Origin of the sequence: Thermotoga neapolitana DSM 4359, assembly GCF_000018945.1 — a bacterium.
GTDB classification, from domain to species: Bacteria; Thermotogota; Thermotogae; order Thermotogales; family Thermotogaceae; genus Thermotoga; species Thermotoga neapolitana.
Genome location: NC_011978.1, coordinates 1,553,499 through 1,570,898, shown reverse-complemented (window position 1 = coordinate 1,570,898; position 17,400 = coordinate 1,553,499). Strand labels below are relative to the sequence as shown.

8 protein-coding genes and 1 pseudogene are annotated in these 17,400 nt (G+C 46.1%); 7 read left to right on the top strand and 2 right to left on the bottom strand.

Annotated elements, in window-relative coordinates:
• Nucleotides 1–9: 9 nt before the first annotated feature.
• Nucleotides 10–1,008 carry a thiosulfate transporter TsuA gene (gene tsuA / locus CTN_RS07960; protein WP_004080582.1) on the bottom strand — a complete coding sequence of 333 codons (999 nt, stop codon included), beginning with the start codon at nt 1,006–1,008 and terminating at the stop codon, nt 10–12.
• Nucleotides 1,009–1,023: 15 nt separating this feature from the next.
• Nucleotides 1,024–1,263 (bottom strand): sulfurtransferase TusA family protein, encoded by a 240-nt coding sequence (locus tag CTN_RS07955; RefSeq protein WP_004080581.1) that lies wholly within the window; start codon nt 1,261–1,263, stop codon nt 1,024–1,026.
• 199 nt (nt 1,264–1,462) lie between these two features.
• Between CTN_RS07955 and CTN_RS07950 the strand changes: the two genes are divergently transcribed.
• From CTN_RS07950 to CTN_RS07920, 7 genes and pseudogenes are all read left to right on the top strand, one after another.
• Nucleotides 1,463–6,073: an alpha-2-macroglobulin family protein gene (locus CTN_RS07950; RefSeq protein ID WP_015920040.1), complete on the top strand. Its 4,611-nt coding sequence runs from the start codon at nt 1,463–1,465 to the stop codon at nt 6,071–6,073.
• Nucleotides 6,051–6,503 carry a hypothetical protein gene (locus CTN_RS07945; protein WP_004080578.1) on the top strand — a complete coding sequence of 151 codons (453 nt, stop codon included), beginning with the start codon at nt 6,051–6,053 and terminating at the stop codon, nt 6,501–6,503. Before CTN_RS07950 ends, CTN_RS07945 begins: the two co-directional genes overlap by 23 nt.
• Nucleotides 6,445–7,402 (top strand): annotated as a pseudogene (locus CTN_RS07940) (DUF1175 domain-containing protein). The gene CTN_RS07945 and the pseudogene CTN_RS07940 overlap by 59 nt, the downstream one beginning before the upstream one ends.
• 50 nt (nt 7,403–7,452) lie before the next feature.
• Complete coding sequence (locus tag CTN_RS07935) at nt 7,453–10,479, top strand: DUF1156 domain-containing protein (protein WP_012311355.1); 3,027 nt, start codon at nt 7,453–7,455, stop codon at nt 10,477–10,479.
• Nucleotides 10,479–13,847, top strand: coding sequence for an ATP-binding protein (locus CTN_RS07930; protein ID WP_012311354.1), 3,369 nt, complete (start codon nt 10,479–10,481; stop codon nt 13,845–13,847). The genes CTN_RS07935 and CTN_RS07930 overlap by 1 nt, the downstream gene beginning before the upstream one ends.
• Nucleotides 13,844–14,353 (top strand): hypothetical protein, encoded by a 510-nt coding sequence (locus CTN_RS07925; RefSeq protein WP_004080570.1) that lies wholly within the window; start codon nt 13,844–13,846, stop codon nt 14,351–14,353. Before CTN_RS07930 ends, CTN_RS07925 begins: the two co-directional genes overlap by 4 nt.
• Nucleotides 14,337–17,378, top strand: a complete 3,042-nt coding sequence (locus tag CTN_RS07920) for a helicase-related protein (protein ID WP_012311353.1) — start codon at nt 14,337–14,339, stop codon at nt 17,376–17,378. Before CTN_RS07925 ends, CTN_RS07920 begins: the two co-directional genes overlap by 17 nt.
• The last annotated feature ends 22 nt before the right edge of the window (nt 17,379–17,400 follow it).

Genomic DNA, 17,400 nt, shown 5'->3' with positions numbered 1-17,400 from the left:
CTTGAAGTTTCATTTCTGTCTTCCAAACAGGAACCAGGCCATTGTCCAGTTTCCGAGAATGAAAAAGATAGATGCTACTATCGATGAGATGGCCAGTGTCGGAACACCGGTGAGGAAATGACCTATATTACATCCTCCAGCTGTTACCGCACCGAATCCCATGAGAAATCCTCCCAGAAGAACCTGAGCGTAGGTTTTGGGGTTCTTTGGCATTCTCAGTTTGAACTCTTTTCCTGCAATGGCAGATATGGCAGCTCCTATTATTATTCCGAGAATCTCAGCACCTTCCCAGTTCAGAGAGGCGTTGTTTGCGTAAACAGAAACCAGATTTATCCAGCCCCCTGTGATACCAAGACCATAGTTTCTTCCTGTACTCGCACTTGCCCACCAGGCTATGGGTGCGAGTATCGCTATGAGAACAGAAGCAGCGATCCAGTTCAATTTGGAAGGCCTCTGGGACTTGTTTTTCACTCCGAAGGCGTACCAGAGCATGAGCGCAAGGAAGATAATTGAGGCGATCCATGGACTGATACCGAGCACCGTTGCGATAGTTGGCCCTGTCTTTGGTGCGTAAACGGGATTTGTGTTCGAAACTGTCACCGTGTAGTTGCTCAGCCACTTGATCCATCCCGAGAACAATCCCTTCTTTGTAGCGTGGGCCGTCAGAGCGTAGGCCAGAGCTGCGAACCACGCTGTTGTCATTCCTTCGCCGGTTCTGTAAGTCACTCCCGAAGCACATCCACCAGCGAGCACCATTCCCATTCCGAAGATGAATCCACCAATGATGTTTCCAATCCAGTTGAGGGGTTTGGGGTTGAGAGTTATGATGCCGGCCTGAGCGAAGATCAAGAGCGTGATGGATTCGAGACCGAGTGTCAGCGCAGCGAGCCTCATCAAGTAATTGTCCTTGAAGATCAGAACGTCTCTGAAAGCGGAGTTAAAGCAGATCCTGCCACGCTGAAGGATTACACCGAACAGAACTCCGATTAGTAGACCGGTCCAGACCATGACTTCTGCACCTCCTTATTTCACTTTGATGTAGATCTTCCATTCGCTCGGACCCACTTCTTCGATTTCCAGGACTTCGTGGCCAAGTTTTTTGACAGTTTCCGGGATTCTTTCTTTCGACATTGGATAGTCGATCCACACTTCAAGGATTTCTCCTGGCTTCATGTTCTGCAGAGCCCTTTTGGTTTCAACATCAGGCACTGGACAAACCTCTCCTCTCACATCCAAAGTCTTGGTGACCTGGTACTTCGCCATACTGCACACCTCCCCTTGAGTTTTTGTGAAAAAAATCTCAATCCTCGTGAAAATAATAATATTCTAATGTTACATAGACGTTGAATAATATTACGATATGGTAAATTAACCAAATGATCACGTTTAAAGATTGATCTTCTGATTTTCTTTCGTTAAGTGGTATCATAGTATTAACATTTTAAAAACGTGAAAGAGGGGGATGGGTATGAAGAGATTGATTTTCTTGGTTTTTCTTCTGATCAGCTTCAGTCTTTTTGGAGGATACGCCTATTTCTCTAGATATCCTGTTCTGCACCCAGATGAGGGGCTCTCCTTTGTGATCTCAGATCTGGAGAATATCACCCTGAACGTGTGGAAGATAAGTGAAGAAGACTTTTTGAAAGCAGTTTTTGATCCAGAAAGCTTTAACTTTTCACTGTTAGAGATAACACGTCCTATCTACAGTAAAAAGTTCTCCTCAGAAGAGTGGAAAGAATTCTCATTTCCGCTCAAAGACAGGGGATTTTACTTTGCGACTCTGGTTTCCAACGAGGGGACGGTTTTCAGAAGGGTGATTGACAGGAGCCTGTTCATCGTCACCGATCTGGAAGCGATCTACTTTTCCGACAGCGAAAAGCTGAGGCTCCACGTATTCGACTCAGACGGTGATTTTGTAGAAGGAGCGGAGGTCCTCCTCTTTGAAGATTCAAAACTGATCGACAGAGTTTTCACCGGCAAAGACGGGGTCGTTTCTATCACGAAACACTTCGACACGTTCTACATCAGGTACGGGGACTCTCGATTTTTTGGAGGGGTGTACTTTTCAGGTGGAGGGCTTGAAAGAGAAAAGCTTTTCTTTGTCACAGACAGGCCGATCTACAAACCGTCCGACACGGTCCACTTCAGAGGTCAGATCTTCTCTTTTGAAGAGGGTCTCTACAAAGCCTTTGAGAAGACGAAAGTCACCGTTTCCATCTTCGACACAAAGAAAAACGAGGTTTACAGATCGGAGTTCGAAACCGACGAGCTCGGTGGATTCAGCGGTTCCATGAAACTTCCAGACACAGCCTCGGTCGGACTCTACAAGGTGAATGTCGATCACGGAGGAAGACGCTACTACGAATATTTTCTGGTGGAAGAATACAGGAAACCGGAGTACAAAGTCGAAATCGAAACGGATAAAGACGTGTACATATCTGGCGAAGTTGTGAACTACCTTGTCAGGGTGAAGTACTTCAACGGCCAGCCCGTCGCGAAGGCGCAGGTTGCCTACTACGTTCGGGCCTTTCCAGAGGAAGGAAGCGGCTATCTAGTTTACAGGGGAACGGACTTCACGGACGAAGAGGGAAACCTCAGGCTCGGTGTGAAAACAGAAGAAGGGTTTCAGGGCTCTTACCGGCTGGAGGTGATTGTGACGGATGAGAGCCAGCGTCAGATCGAGGAAACAAGGTCTGTGAAGGTGTACGCCGACAACGTTCTGATATCTCCTCTGGATCGGTACGTTTCCACTTCACCGGGCAAGCAGGTGAGGGTGAAGGTGAAAGTGACGGATCTTTCAGGAAATCCTTTAAATGGACTGCTCACCACCTCTTCTGAGGATTCAACGAGCACGGTGGCCGTGGAAAACGGTGAGGCGATCGTCACTTTCACCCCAAAAGAGCCAAAAAGTTACAGAATAGAACTCTCCTTTGGAAAAGCGAAAACTCACTTCTACGTGTACGCTTACTGCGGTGCAGGAACAAGCAGCGAGTTCGTAATCAATCCGGCAACGAACACAGTGAAACCCGGGGATGAACTTTCGGTTCAGATCCTTGCACCTGGTAAGGTGATGGGAGTTCTGGGAATCGTCTCAAACAGGGTTTACGACACTATTCCCGTCTCCTTCACCGGATCTGTCAACCTGCGTGTCAGAATACCGAAAGATATCCCCGAGAAGAATCTATTCATCAGCTTCGTTGGACTCGACGATAATGGGCGTATCTACAAGCTGGAAAGGCTGAACGTTCTGCTCGACACGAATTTCACCACCATGAAGATTCTGTTCGACAAAGATCAGTATGAACCTGGAGAAATGGCACAGATCACGATCGAATCGAATGTGGACAGAGTCTGTCTTTTCCTCGTTGATGAAGCGATATACGCCATGGTTGGAGCAGAACCACCGGTGCTCGAAAACTTCCTCTATCCATACATGAACTATCCCCGGACAAGAGGAGGATTTCCGCATTACTGGAGGCTCTACGTTTCAAGGGATTCGTTCCGAAACAAACTCGCTTCCCTCCCGGAGGAGAAGACCTTTGCCGATTTCAAGCAGAACGCCCTTCCATCCAAGTTGAACGTCAGGGAGTACTTCCCCGACACGGCCCTCTGGATCCCATCACTGAAGCTTCACAACGGAACGGCAAGGGTGAGCTTCAAGGTACCAGACAGCATCACTTCTTTCAGGGCAACGGCCTACGGTTTCTCAAAGGATCGATTTTCCCAGACAGAAAGCGAAATGGTCGTTTCCAAAAAGTTCTATCTGATGCCACATCTTCCATCTTTTCTGAGGGAGAGTGATGTGATAAAAATATCCGCAACCGTTTTCAACAGGACTTCAAAGACGCTTCCGGTTCAACTCACGGTGGAACTTCCCGAGAACATAGAACTCCTCGAGGGGAGTTCTTCAAGGCACTTTTTGATGGAGGCGAACTCCTCACACACAGAGACCTGGACAGTGAAGGCTGTCTCCGCTTCTGAAGGAAGTTTCGTGAAGTTCGTTGCGGTCGGAGAAGATCTGAACGATGCGGTCTCCATGAGACTGCCCGTTGAAAGATTCGCCTTCGAAAGGGAATTCTACCGCATCATGCTCTTGGACGGGAAAGAAACGCTGGAAATTCCAGGGCAGTTCATCTCATCGAGGATAAGGTTTCTGGACAGCATCGTTCCGCTTGTCGAGGATAGCCTGAAAAGGTTGATAGACTTCCCGTACGGTTGTGTCGAACAGACCATGAGCCGGTTCTTCCCGGCTGTGGTTGCAGCAAGCGCAGGAATAGAGGTGGAAAACCTGGAAGAGATCATCCAGAGGGGGCTGTTCAAACTCTACTCTTACCAGCACAACGATGGTGGCTGGGGATGGTTCAGATTCGGCGAATCCGATGACTTCATGACCTGCTACGTGATGGAAGGGCTGTACTTTACCATGAAGGCAGGATACGATGTCGCAGAAAGCGTTCTGCAGAGAGGAATAGAGTATCTCAGAAAACATCCATCGGCCTACGGATCGTATGTTCTCGATCTGTACGGAGTGAATCACGAGCCGTTCAAGCCAGAAAGCGAAGCGGATCTGGTGTTTCTGAGTTTGAGTTCAAAAGAGGCTCTGAAACAGCTGATGAACTACGTCGTCCAGGACGAGCAGAAGGCCTATCTGAATGTATATTCTAATAATCCCCTCATCAGTGAGATCCAGCTCAACAGCGTCTTCCTCAGGGCTCTTGCGAAGTGGAAAGAATTTCCAGAACTGGAAAGAAAAGTGACAAATTACCTTCTCTTGAAAAAAGACAGCGCTTTCTGGACTTCCACAAAAGACACGTCCTTTGTTATTTTGGCGCTCCTTGAGGCGATGCCGGAGTACGCTTCAACCACACTGAAAGTCATCAACTCCGAAAACACCTTCGAACTGAAGCCAGGTGAAGAAAGGTCCCTCGTTCCCGGTTCACTGACCGTCTCTGGAAAAGGCATTGTGGAAGTGGAGGTAGTTTACATCGAAGTTCCGAAAGAGGCTGTGAGCGAAGGTTTGGAGATAAAAAGAGAATTCTACAAAAGGTACGAACTGCTCATAGAGGAGAATAAAATGATTGTGGATGCCTTCGTGCCGATCGGGAGAGGATACGTACCGCGCTCGATACACCCTGTCGAGAAAGAGCAAACTGAAGAGCTCTACATCCTGCCGTACAAGTACTGGAAGAAGACAATCGAATACAGAGGAGTTCCCCTCGAGATAAACGGTGCAGAAGTGAAAATAAAGGGAGAGACTTACACGTTCTTCAGGATCGAAACGTTCAACGGCTTGATTCTTGTTTTTTTCAGAAACGAAGCGCTCATCTACGATACGGAAAAGAACACCATCACCAGGTATCTGGATGTAACGGACGCAGGTTTCATGAGAAGTGGTCCCGTCTTTCTCATGAAGGGATTCGTGCTGGTCGGTGATGAAAAGATACCCGTTCCCGAAGACGTTACGGGACTGTCCTGCACGATGGACGAAATCTTGCTGAGGGGAGAAAACAAAACGTACTGGTACAGGAACGGAGAGTTCGTGGATCTTCCGTTTGTTGCCAGAAGGGTATTCTTCTGGGATGGGAAGAAGCTGGTTGCGGAGAACATACGCTTCAGTGGATCTTCAAAAACTCTTCGGAACAGAGTTTTCGAGGTGGTCTTCGATGTTGGAGACGTGAAGATAGAATTGGGAGACATAATCAAAACGGTGGTGAGGGTTAAAGGAGATGGAAATTATCTCATAGTGGAGGATTTCATCCCGTCCTGTGCGCAGGTGCTCTCGAACTACAGAGAAAAAGGGATCGAGGAAAACAAGTTCTCGTACAGCTGGTACTCTTCATGGAACGCATGGTACTCTGGAAGGGAGATTCGAACGGACAGGGTGGCGCTCTTTGCCCGATATCTTTACGGTAATAGCTTTGACTACGTCTGGAGGGCGACTGCAGAGGGGGTGTTTCATCTTCTTCCGGCACGGGTTTATCCGATGTATTCTCGTGGTCTCTATGCTCATACAGATCCAGATGTGCTTTTCATCGGGGCGGATTTTATCGATGGAAGAGATGATCAACCTTGAGCTGGGAAAAGACTTTCTGGATCGCTTCACGAAGGTATGTGAATTCTTGAGGGTCGAGCCGAGTCTGGATGTGGTAGTCTTCGAGTGCGAAAGTCTTGAAGAGTTCCACGAAATTACGGGTATGCCGTACCACACAGGCGGGGTTTACCACGAAGGTGTCATATACACCCAGCCGCTCGATGTACTTCGAAGGAAAAACTCCCTCGAAGCGACGATCCTCCATGAGCTTCTACACCATGTTCTGGAGATGTATTTTGATCTGCCGCGGTGGATGGAAGAGGGTGTGGTCCTTGCAGTGCTCGGTGTGAAACCGGAAGAGGTCTTTGGCTACCACAGGGACTGTCTTCTGAGATTTATGGAGAAGGTGCGTTATGAAGAGATACCTGATCTTGTTGATCGTTACAGGCGTTCTTCTGTGGAACGTCGTTGAGGTTTTGAGGTTCAGGGTGGAGTTTTCTGGTGGGACTTTCGTTCTGAAGAACGTCCAGGACATTTTCGTTCCTCTTGAAGTCAGAGGAGCGAAGGTGGAGTGTTCCAAAAACTTCGTGCTCGAAGAAAACGGTGTTCTGATCAAGCAGGTGAGACCCGGCGAGACTGTGACTCTGCACTTTGAAAGCGGTGGCATTTTCAGGGTGAAGAAGGAGCTAAAGATCGAAGCCAGAGCCAGCGAAGAAGACAGCGACGGTGATGGGATATCCGGACTCTCTGGAACTCGACAGTGAAGACAGTGAGAGGTTCAGAAACTGGTTCGTCTGGATAGCCCTGTCGGCGTTCAAGAACGATCCTCTCCTCTGGCCGAAAGAAGAAAGGGATTGCTCTGGTTTCGTCAGGTACTGCGCAAGAGAGGCACTGAAGAAACACACAGGAAGCTGGTTTTCTCTCTCAGGTTACAACGGACCCGTTTGGGAAGACGTGGAGAAGTACAACTACCCGAATCTTCCTCTTGTTGGAACGAAGATGTTCAGGATAGAGAAGGGAGCTTACAGGGGAGTTGAGGACTTTTCGAACTTTGCGGTTGCGAGGATTCTTGTGGAGTGCAGTATGGAGTTCGTCACAAAGAGTGTCTCGGAAGCGCTTCCGGGTGACATAGCGGTTTTCTTTCATCCGGAAGACGTTGAGATGCCGTACCATCTCATGATATTCGTCGGAAATCTGAACCTCGCTGATCATGAAGGATGGTTCGTTTACCACACGGGTCCGATCGGAGAAAATCCGGGAGAGCTCAGGTTCGTCAGATACTCCGAACTTGTGAACTACGACCCCTCCTGGGCACCCCTTGAGATAAATCCGTACTTTCTTGGATTTTACAGGTTCAGGTTTTTGAAGTGATTTTGTGTACAATTTAAGTTGGATACAGCAAATCCAAAGGGGGATGTACAATGAAAACATTCCTTGAAAGTCTCAAATTCCCGGTCCAGGAAGTAAATAAAAAAAGTTCCGGCGAGAAAGGACCTGGAAGGCCTCCGTACTGGGAGATGGTGTTTTACTGGACGAGGAAACCTCTCGTAGGTGCAAGGTCTGTAATAGCGGGGGCACTGCTTCCCGAAAACGTGGATGAAAATCTATTCAAAGCGGCTGTAAGACTTTCTTCGCCCACACCCCACAGAGAGAACCCTCAAATTCCCGCGGAATTTGCGAAGTACTTTGAAGGGAAAAAGTTGCTCGATCCCTTCGCTGGGTTCGGTTCGATTCCCCTCGAAGGGCTGAGACTCGGCCTTGATGTCACGGCTGTTGAACTTCTACCAACAACCTACATTTTTCTCAAGGCCGTTCTCGAATATCCAAAGAAGTTCGGGAAATCCCTCGTGAAAGACGTTGAAAGGTGGGGTGAGTGGATAACCGAGCAACTCAAGAATGACCCTGAAATCAGGGAGCTTTACGACGATGACGTGGCCGTTTACATCGGAACGTGGGAAATCAGGTGCCCTCACTGTGGGCGGTGGACTCCTGCGATAGGAAATTTCTGGCTGGCAAGAGTTAAGGACGGCAAGGGCTACAAGAGGCTCGCCTACATGAAGCCTGAGAGGAAGGGCGATGAGATTGAAATAAGGGTGATTGACCTCAACGAAATCCTGGACGATATTTCTAAAGCGAATGTTGACGGCAATGAGATCATCTTCGAAGGAGAAAACTACGTGAAAACAGTAGAAGAAGCTGTAAGAGATGGAAAGCTGAAACAGAGTGATGTGAAGATAGATGGAAACACGGTTATCTTCGAAGTTCCTTCGGCGAATATCGAATTAAGACGGAGCCAGCTCACCTGTCTTATGTGTGGAAATGTCATAAAGTACGCGGATGAAAATGGAAATCACCACATGAAGCTGAAAAACGGGGATTTTTATGTGAAGTTCGCGCTGAGAAAGTACCACGAAGGTGATGAGCGCTTCGCAAGGCAGAGACTGCTCGTGAAGGTGAAAGTCAAGGATGGAGATCTGATCTTTGAACCAGCGACAAAGGAAGACAGCGAAAAACTCTGGAAAGCGAAGGAGAAGGTCAGGGAGATGCTTGAGAAGGGAGATCTGGACGTGCCGAGTGAAGCAATACCTCTTTACGAGAACCGCCGTATTACTCCAATACTCAGTGCAGAAAAATGGTATCAGTTCTTCAACCCCCGTCAGCTTCTCACCCTCATAAAGATCGTGAGGCTGATAAGGGAAGTTGGCAGAAAGGTCGAGGAGGAAAAGATTGCCGAGGGCTGGAATAAAGAAAGGGCATTTGAGTATGCGGAGGCAGTGGCAACGTATTTGAGCACGGCGATGTTGAAGTATGCGTACTACAATTCAATCGTTACCCGGTGGGATTCTACTTGGTGGAAAATTGGGGAAACAATGTCCACCCGTGGAATCGCAATGAATTGGAACTGGACAGAAAGTCCTTGGTTTAGTAGTTTTGGTGGGATGATCAAAACACTCCTTGCAATATTAAGGGGTGTTAAATACCTCACCTCCGCTCTCTCCTCCTCCCAGAGAACCCTTGCGGATTTCACAGAAAACTCCGTTAAAGTTCTCCAGGGCGACGCGACCTCGCTCAACCTTGGAGAGAAGTTCGACGTCATCGTAACTGATCCACCCTATGCAGATGATGTCCCATACACAGAACTTTCTGACTTCTACTACGTCTGGCTCAAAAGGGCTCTGAGCGACGTTGAGAACGGAAAACTCATTCCAAGGTTCCACAAGGAAGCGTTTTTCAAAAGAATCGGCCCCAAATGGGTGGAAATCAAGACCCAGTGGCAGGAATTTGCGAAGAAAGAAGTTTCGACGAATCCGGGTCGTTTCATGGAAGACGAAAACAAAAAGGAGAAAGCCGTCCAACACTTCGAAAACCTCTTCAGTCAGGCCTTCGTGGCCATGAGGGAGCACCTCAAGGACGATGGGGTTCTTGTCACCTACTACGCTCACACAGATCCGGGAAGCTGGATAAACCTCATTGAAGCCGGCTGGAGGCGAGCAAGACTTCAAATAACGAGGGCAATCCCTCTGACAACCGAATCGGAAACGAGCATCGTGAGCAGGGGTAAAATGAGTCTCGACACCTCGATCGTTGCTGTCTGGAGAAAACAGAAAGAGGAAAAAACCGTTCAAATATCGACTCTGAAGGAAGAGATCGAGAGAAAAGCAAAGTCTTCGGCTCGTGAATTCATAGAGTATGGTTATGAAGGACTCGATCTGCTGTACGGTGTGATGGCGGCTGCCCTCGAGGAAGTCACAAAGTACAGAGAAATTTCCTCCCTGAAAGGTCCTCTTACGACAGAAGAAATTTTGAACGAATACGTATATCCCGCTACTATAAGAGGAATTGTGAACGCGATTGCGGAGATCGAAGGAACTGGAACACTCCATTCTGGCACTGCCATGTTCTACACCGCTTACAAGATACTATTTGGAAACGCATCTTTGAGCGCGAACGATATCGTCCTCCTCAGGCTCGCAACATCAACAGATCCGAGTGAGTTGATCAGCAGTGGAGTTCTCAAAGAGAAGAGATCTTCAAGCAGTAAAGAATACACGCTCTACACACCGGATCTTCTCGGCAAGAAAGCTTTGGACACGAAGGAGTTCCAGAAGTTCCTTCATGAAAAGAAACTCGATCCGGTAGAGCCAAAACCAAAAAACAGTGTGGATGTGCTTCAGCTTCTCGAGTACTACTCACTGCTTGGACGCTCCAGAGTGAAAGAGGAGATAGAAAAACTCAGAAAAATGTGGGCTGGTGAGGTAGAAGAGGCCCTTTTTATCGCGAGGCTCGTGTCTGAGTACTACGCGGAGATCTACATCAGGAAAATAGATCCTGTCAGGAGGATGAAAGAAGAGTTCGCTTCAGAGATAGACAGGGAGCTGGAAAAGGACGGATTCCTCGAAGTCGTTTTGATGAGAAGACTCCTGGGTTATGTAGGGGGTGCTGTGTGATGAAATTCGGTCCTTACGAAGTTTGGGAGGACGTTCTGGATGAGAGTTTTGATTCTCAAGTTGCGCCGGAATTAGGGGATGTGTACACCGGTGAAGCGCCGGAGATATACAGAGATCCGAAGGAGTTTTTCAAAAGGACGTATTTCACCGATGCAACGGTGGAGATATTGAAAAGAATCCTTGATACATTCGAGGGAAAAGAGAGAAGAAACATATTTCTGATCTACTCTCTCTTCGGTGGTGGAAAGACGCATCTGCTCCTCACCCTGTATCACGCCTTCAAAACACCTGAAGCTCTGGAAGACCCAGAGGTCCTCGAGGGATACATTCCCGAAAAAAGAGAAACCATAAGAGAACTGGCAGAGAGGATAAAGCTCCTTGGAGAAAGCGTAAAGGTCGTTCCCGTGTATGGTAAGGGAAGGGTAGGTCAGCCAAGTATTCCTCTGGACGTGGGCCCCTACAGTGTGAAGACGATCTGGGGGTACATAGCACATTCCCTTGGAAAGTACTCCATCGTCGAGAAAAACGATAAAAATCTCACGGTGCCGGACATTGAAACTCTGAGGGATTTATTCAGAGGCGAAAAAGTACTGCTTTTGATCGACGAAATTGCGGATTACGTTGACAACCTTTACAACTCTGGAGCGGAAGAGGACCGCCGTTACGCAAAAAACGTGGACAACTTCATCGACAGGCTCTCCACGGCTCTTTCAAGCTCTACGAGTTCTATGGTGATCACACTTCCCATGACAGAGGAAGGAGGCAATCTGAGGACTCAGGAAGAATACAACCACAGTGTTGTAAGGGCTCTGTGGGATGCTGTCAGAAGAGTTGGTGGGGCTGATTCTTACACACCTGTGAGAACCGTTGGCATAAACGACGAACTCGTCGAGGTCTTGAAAAAGAGGATATTCAAGCGTGTGGATCCCGATATCCGAAGAAGAACACTGGAAAGAATAAGATCTGAAAATAACGATGTGGAAATCTTCGGTCACGGAGGATTCACTCATGAAATACCCAGAACCTATCCGTTCCATCCCGAATACATACAGATTCTGAGAACGATCATAGAAAAGACGGATCTTCAGAGAACGAGGGACATGATCAGAATAACCAGAATCGTTGTGAGAAACCTGATCGATCGCTACGAGAAAGAGGGATTTGCACCTGCTATCATACTTCCTATTCACATCGATCTTACAAATGACAGAATAAGGGGAATGCTCTTTGGAGAAAAGTCGAAGTTCGCTGATTACGCTTCGATTATAGATGCTGAACTGGTCAACGATGAGAAGTACAGAGCTTTCAGACATCCAGAGCTTGCAAGGATGATTCTCACTTACATCTTTTTGAGAACATATCCATTCGATGCACCGACTCCTCTAAATGATTTCCCAACGCTGACCACCATATCGAGAGCGATCTACGACCCAGAAACTTTCTCCAAAAAACAGTGGATTCCCGCTGATATAAAAGACACCGTCGAAGAGATAGAATCCCATCCACACTTCGTCTTTCTGAACAGAAAAGACGGTGTTTTCTGGTTCTGGAGAGTTGCCAACGTGACAAAGATGGTTGACAGCAAAACTGAGGAGCTCATCGAAAGCAGCTATGGTGAGATCTGGAACCAGCTTGTCCGATATGTGGACCAGTTAGTGAGGGAAAAAAGGAGTATCGCAGCAAGAGGTAAGGGATCCACTGTAGAAGAACACGTGAGGTTCTTCGAACAGGTGATCGTTAGCAAAGAACCACAGGAACTTATGGACAATGAAATGTACAAGCTCTTCGTACTGGTGAGTGAGGATGTCGATGAGAAATTACTGAAAGGCATTATGTTCCAGATCGGTTCTGGAAGCAGAACTTACAAGAACACTGTGGTTGTCTGTTATCCCATTCCGGGAACGATGAAACATCTGATAATGACGACGGCAAGAGATATGGCATGCCAGAGGGTGATGGACACGGTAAAAGAGATGTATGGAAAGTATGGAGAAGACGTGGTGAAAATACAGCTGAACCAGCTCAGAGATATAAGAAACAGGGCCCTTGAAGACCTTGAGAATCAAATTGTGGGCTCTTTCAGAAAAGTAGCTTACCCGGTTAAAGATGGTATAGACACCGCTGACGCTCCTGCCAGCTCGAAATCTGTTGTCGAAAACGTGTATTCTGCTCTGAAAGGCAGAGGAAAGATCGTAGAGGAATTCGATTTCATCGAATTCGCTAACTGGTTGAAAGAAAACATCGGCCTCAATATTCTGAAACCAGAAGGATACTACGTGTCAGAACTGAGAAAAATCATCTGTTCGAATCCCTCTGCACCCATGGTGGACTTTGAGAATCTCAAGAAGTCGATAAAGGAGGCTGTTCGAAAGCTCAAGATCGGCCTTGAAAGAAAAGGAAAGATACTATTCAAAAAGGTCTATTCGGAGATTCCCGACTTTGCACAAGAAAGCGGCGTGGAGATCTCCAAAGTTGAGCCCGATGACATAATTCTGCCAGCTAATGAAGCTCTCAGAAGACAAGTCTGCGAGCTTTTGAAACAGGAAAAGGATGAGATTAGGGATGGAAAAAGATATCGCGTGTGGTACGAAATTTATCTTCCGAGTTCGGAATTTTCAGAGCTTTTGAAGAACCTGGTTACTGTGGAGAACGAGGAATGTCAGATAGGGGACGAAGAAGCCGTTATGTACGGTTTAATCCTGGAAAAAAAGGAAGAAGTGGAGATTAAAAAAGGAGAATTCGACCTTGAGGTAGCCCGACGAAGCGTTGAAGGAAAACCGGGCGAGAAAGTAGAGATCCCCGTTAGGATAACCGCTTTTGGTGATGCCGAGATCGAACTCTCATCCGAATACGGGGAACTTTCCTATCAGAACGTTTTTCTCAGAGAGGGTGAATCTCTTGAAATTCTATGGAATATGACCATACCGTCTGAGAAGAAAGTTGTGAAGATAGAGGCAAAAAGTGAAGAGAAAATGATTCCCAAGGAGATCGTTCTTGTACCGAAAGTTGAATCGAGTGTTCTTGAGACAAATACCTTGGACGAAACTCACAAAGGAATGTTTCTTGTTTCCGTGAAATCCATCAGAGATCTCGATACACTGAAATCTCTACCAGAGGACTTCGAAGGAGTGGTGAGTGGTCGTCTCGAAACGGAAAAGCCTGAGTGGAAAGTTCAGTTCAGTGAAACCGACAGAAAAACTTTTGAATACATTGCCGGTGAGCTCGAAGATTTTCTGGGAACAAAGGCTTTGCTCGATGTGAACTTCCGTTTGTCGGAACCACAGATGATCAATGACCTTATCTTTGAGAAACTGAAACCTCTGAATGGAAAAGTATCATTCATTCTAAAGAAAGGAGATCAGAAATGAACAGTGCGATCGAATACCGCATATCTTTGAAGTACGTCAAAAAGTCCACTCTTCCTGTGAAGAGAACTCAGAAGCTGGCGGAGTTCGTTCCGGTTTTTATCGCTGGAAAAAACGGTAAAGAAGAGCAGATACCCGGGAAAGCAGAGGCACGTGCGAAGGTGTTTTTGCCAGAGTTTTTGAACTTTGCGAAAAAAGTAGGAGCGATACACGATGAACAGATCAGCCTTTTTCAGATGGAAAATGATCGATCCAGAAAGCTTGTACTGAAGGTCTCGGATGACTACGCGTACTTGAGATTGATGATCTACGGTGTTTTGATGTCTGTTTTGAAGAATCCTGTGGAGTGGGGGTATCTCGAGGATCTCGTTCTTTCAATGGAACCTTTAACTCTACGGTTCTGGGGCTCGAAGATAAAATACACTTTCTGGAAAGCCAAGAATCGGAGAGTGCTGAATTATCTTGCAAGGCGTATCCTGGAGGTAGAAAGGCTTGGAAAGGTTACCTGAGGTCATACTCAGAAAAGTTACACTGAGCAATCCCGCTCTCTTTTATTCCTCGCTGACTTCTCCCTCGAACAGAAGGAGAATAGAAGCTTTCAAGCATCAGTTTCAGACGCTCTGTCATGCCATGCTTTCAAGGCCTGTGAGAATTCTAATAGCCGATGAGATAGGCCTCGGAAAAACCATCCAGGCTCTTGCAATAGCGAGATATTTAGAGCTTCAAGGTGAAGCAAAAAAGATTCTGATCCTCGTTCCCAAGATCCTCAGAGAGCAGTGGAAACAGGAGATAAGAAGATTGGGAGGAAAACCGGTTGTCATAACGAATGGAAGCGAAGTGGAAAGAAAACTTCTCAGAAAGGCTACTTTTAATAATGCTGCCGAGTATTTTGTGGTGTCAATCGATCTGGCAAAGAGTCAAAACCATTCAGAAAAGTTCTCGGCGATAGATTGGGATCTTCTAATCGTTGACGAGGTTCATAATGTAACTTACAACACACAGAGATACAACTTTTTGAAGAGTCTGATCGAAAAATCAAAAGAGGACCTCAACATCGTATTTCTCTCCGCAACACCGCACAGAGGTAATCCGAAAGACTATATAGAAAGGCTCAGACTCCTTGATCCAACACTGACAGCCGATTGGAACGCTCTGGACAGCGAGAAGTTCTACAGAAGAACTCACGGGGTTCTGGTTTTTCGTCGAACAAAAAAGGTTGTCAACGATCTGGAGAAGAGAGAGATCTTCAAAAAGTGCGATTTCAACGCTGTGATAGTTGATATTACCGAAGAAGAAAAACGTTTCTTTGAGGAACTGGATGAAGTGCTCTTTGAAATGGTCAAGGATGTTCATATGAACTCTCCTGTTGCTCTTCTTGCTGTACTTTTGAGAAAAAGAGCGGCTTCGAGTTACGAATCCGCTTTGAAAACTATAAACAACATCATCAAAAATCAGTATTCCGGGGCTTCAGGTGAAGACGTGCTGGAAGATCAGATCAAGCAGATATTCGGCCTCGGGTACGATGAGATGGAACTGGAAGAAAATTCAGAAATAGACGATCTGATCAGTAGCATAATAAACAGCGTGGCCAAAAGATACCCTCTTGATAAAGGACAGATTAACGCGTTAGAAAAGATCCTGAAGATTGGAAAGGCCATCGGAAAAAACGACAGCAAGTTGAAAACTCTTGCCGAAGTTCTCGCATATCACCTGAAGAAAAACGAAAAGGTGATCGTATTTACAGAATTCAAGGACACACTGGAATACCTTAGGAACAATCTTCCAACACTCCTCGAACAAGAAGGTATTCACCTTTCTGAGGAAAAGGATATATCTGTACTTCATGGCGGAATGAAAAGCGAAGAAATAGAAAAACAGGTGGAGAAATTTGCAAACGATGGAAAACTACTGATCTCAACCGATGTGGCATCCGAGGGATTGAACCTGCAGGTGGCAAACATCCTGATCAATTACGAAATCCCTTGGAGTCCGATAAAGCTCGAACAGAGGGTGGGAAGAATCTGGAGACTGAATCAGACAAAAGAAACGATCGCTTACACCCTTCTTCTCAACCACGAGGCAGATCTTCAGATACTGGAAAGCCTTTATCAGAAGATCCTGAACATAACTGATGCTGTTGGAACTGGGCCGAACGTTGGTAAGCCAGTTTTTGGAACGAGAACGCTCAGTGGAAATTTCGAGTATCGGCTGGAGAACGTTCAGGACGAGGAAACTTCGGATTCTCCTGTGTCCGAGTTCGAACTGATGCTCTCTGCCATCAAAAGGAGGAATTTAGATGAACAGACAAAACGTATAATCAGCACTTTGAAATCTCTCAGAACGAAGATCGAAGAAGTCGTTCCTTTGAACACCTGTAATGAAATTCAAGAAGAACTGAACAGTGTTCTTTTACCTGACGATATGGAATCGGAGATCGTTTTCGAGAAACTTAAAAAGTACATATCAGTTTTTGAAAATAGTTTTATCAATAGTATAGGTTCATACCTTTTTAAAATTCTGACAGATAGAATACATGAACCACTTCTGAACGAGAAGTGTTTAAAAATAGCCGTTAAAAATGAGTCAAAAGAATACAGACTTTTCCAGGTGGAAGTCATCGATCGAGGAAGAAAGATATACGAGTATCCTGTACTAATTGAAATCGGTGGAAACGTTTCACCTCAGCTCTACCGTGGTACTTCTCTTTTGGAAAAGCTGGCAGATGTGTTTTCAAAAGAATGGTTCGTTATTGAATGGGCAAATCCAAAAGAGAAGATGGATATTCAAACCGCGAAATTGATAGATCGGAGTGCCAAAGATTTACAAAGCATCATGAATAAACACACAGATTATGACACTGAACTGAATGAATCTTTTATGAAAACAGGCTCACTGTTCATAAATCTGGACACGAAGTCATCTGAGATTTTGAGAGTTGAGGGTGTATCCGACAGGGAATTTTCCATTTTTAAACTATTTCATCCTTCCATTCTTGAAATCCTCGGCCTTCCTCCAGACAGCTTTGATCTTCCATCGAACGACTATGAAAGATGGATGGAAAGAGGTTTCGTTCCACTCGAAGATATTCTTGAAAGTGAAAGAAAAGCCATGGAAATTGTTATGAACATAGAAAAGAAGCGTCTAATTGAAAAGTATGGGGAAAGCTCTGACTGGAAGGTAGAGGATGTTTCTTTGAAGGAACACTACGATATAAAAGTCTCTGAACCAGAAGGTGAGAAGTACATAGAAGTCAAGGGACACAAACCCTTGTGGCTGTCCGCTGAGTTGACCGCGGCTGAGCACAGATTCGCAAATGACAATCGGGATAGATACTGGATCTACATAGTTTCCAACCTTGGAGGTAAAAAGCCCGTAATTTTAAAGATCTTCAGCCCGTTCGATGATGAAAAAAGAAGAATATACCTGGTTCACGAGAATAAAGACATTGATATCACCGAAATATTTGGATCGACAATAAAAACAAAACAACGATACGTCATTTCACTCGGACAGAAAATATACCGCAGGAGGTGATTTCTTCCAATTAGACTGACTT

Coding starts and splice junctions, on each gene's coding strand:
- CTN_RS07955 (WP_004080581.1), bottom strand. CDS start 1,263: ATGGCGAAGTACCAGGTCACCAAGACTTTGGATGTGAGAGGAGAGGTT.
- CTN_RS07945 (WP_004080578.1), top strand. CDS start 6,051: ATGGAAGAGATGATCAACCTTGAGCTGGGAAAAGACTTTCTGGATCGC.
- CTN_RS07925 (WP_004080570.1), top strand. CDS start 13,844: ATGAACAGTGCGATCGAATACCGCATATCTTTGAAGTACGTCAAAAAG.
- CTN_RS07930 (WP_012311354.1), top strand. CDS start 10,479: ATGAAATTCGGTCCTTACGAAGTTTGGGAGGACGTTCTGGATGAGAGT.
- CTN_RS07950 (WP_015920040.1), top strand. CDS start 1,463: ATGGGTATGAAGAGATTGATTTTCTTGGTTTTTCTTCTGATCAGCTTC.
- tsuA (WP_004080582.1), bottom strand. CDS start 1,008: ATGGTCTGGACCGGTCTACTAATCGGAGTTCTGTTCGGTGTAATCCTT.
- CTN_RS07935 (WP_012311355.1), top strand. CDS start 7,453: ATGAAAACATTCCTTGAAAGTCTCAAATTCCCGGTCCAGGAAGTAAAT.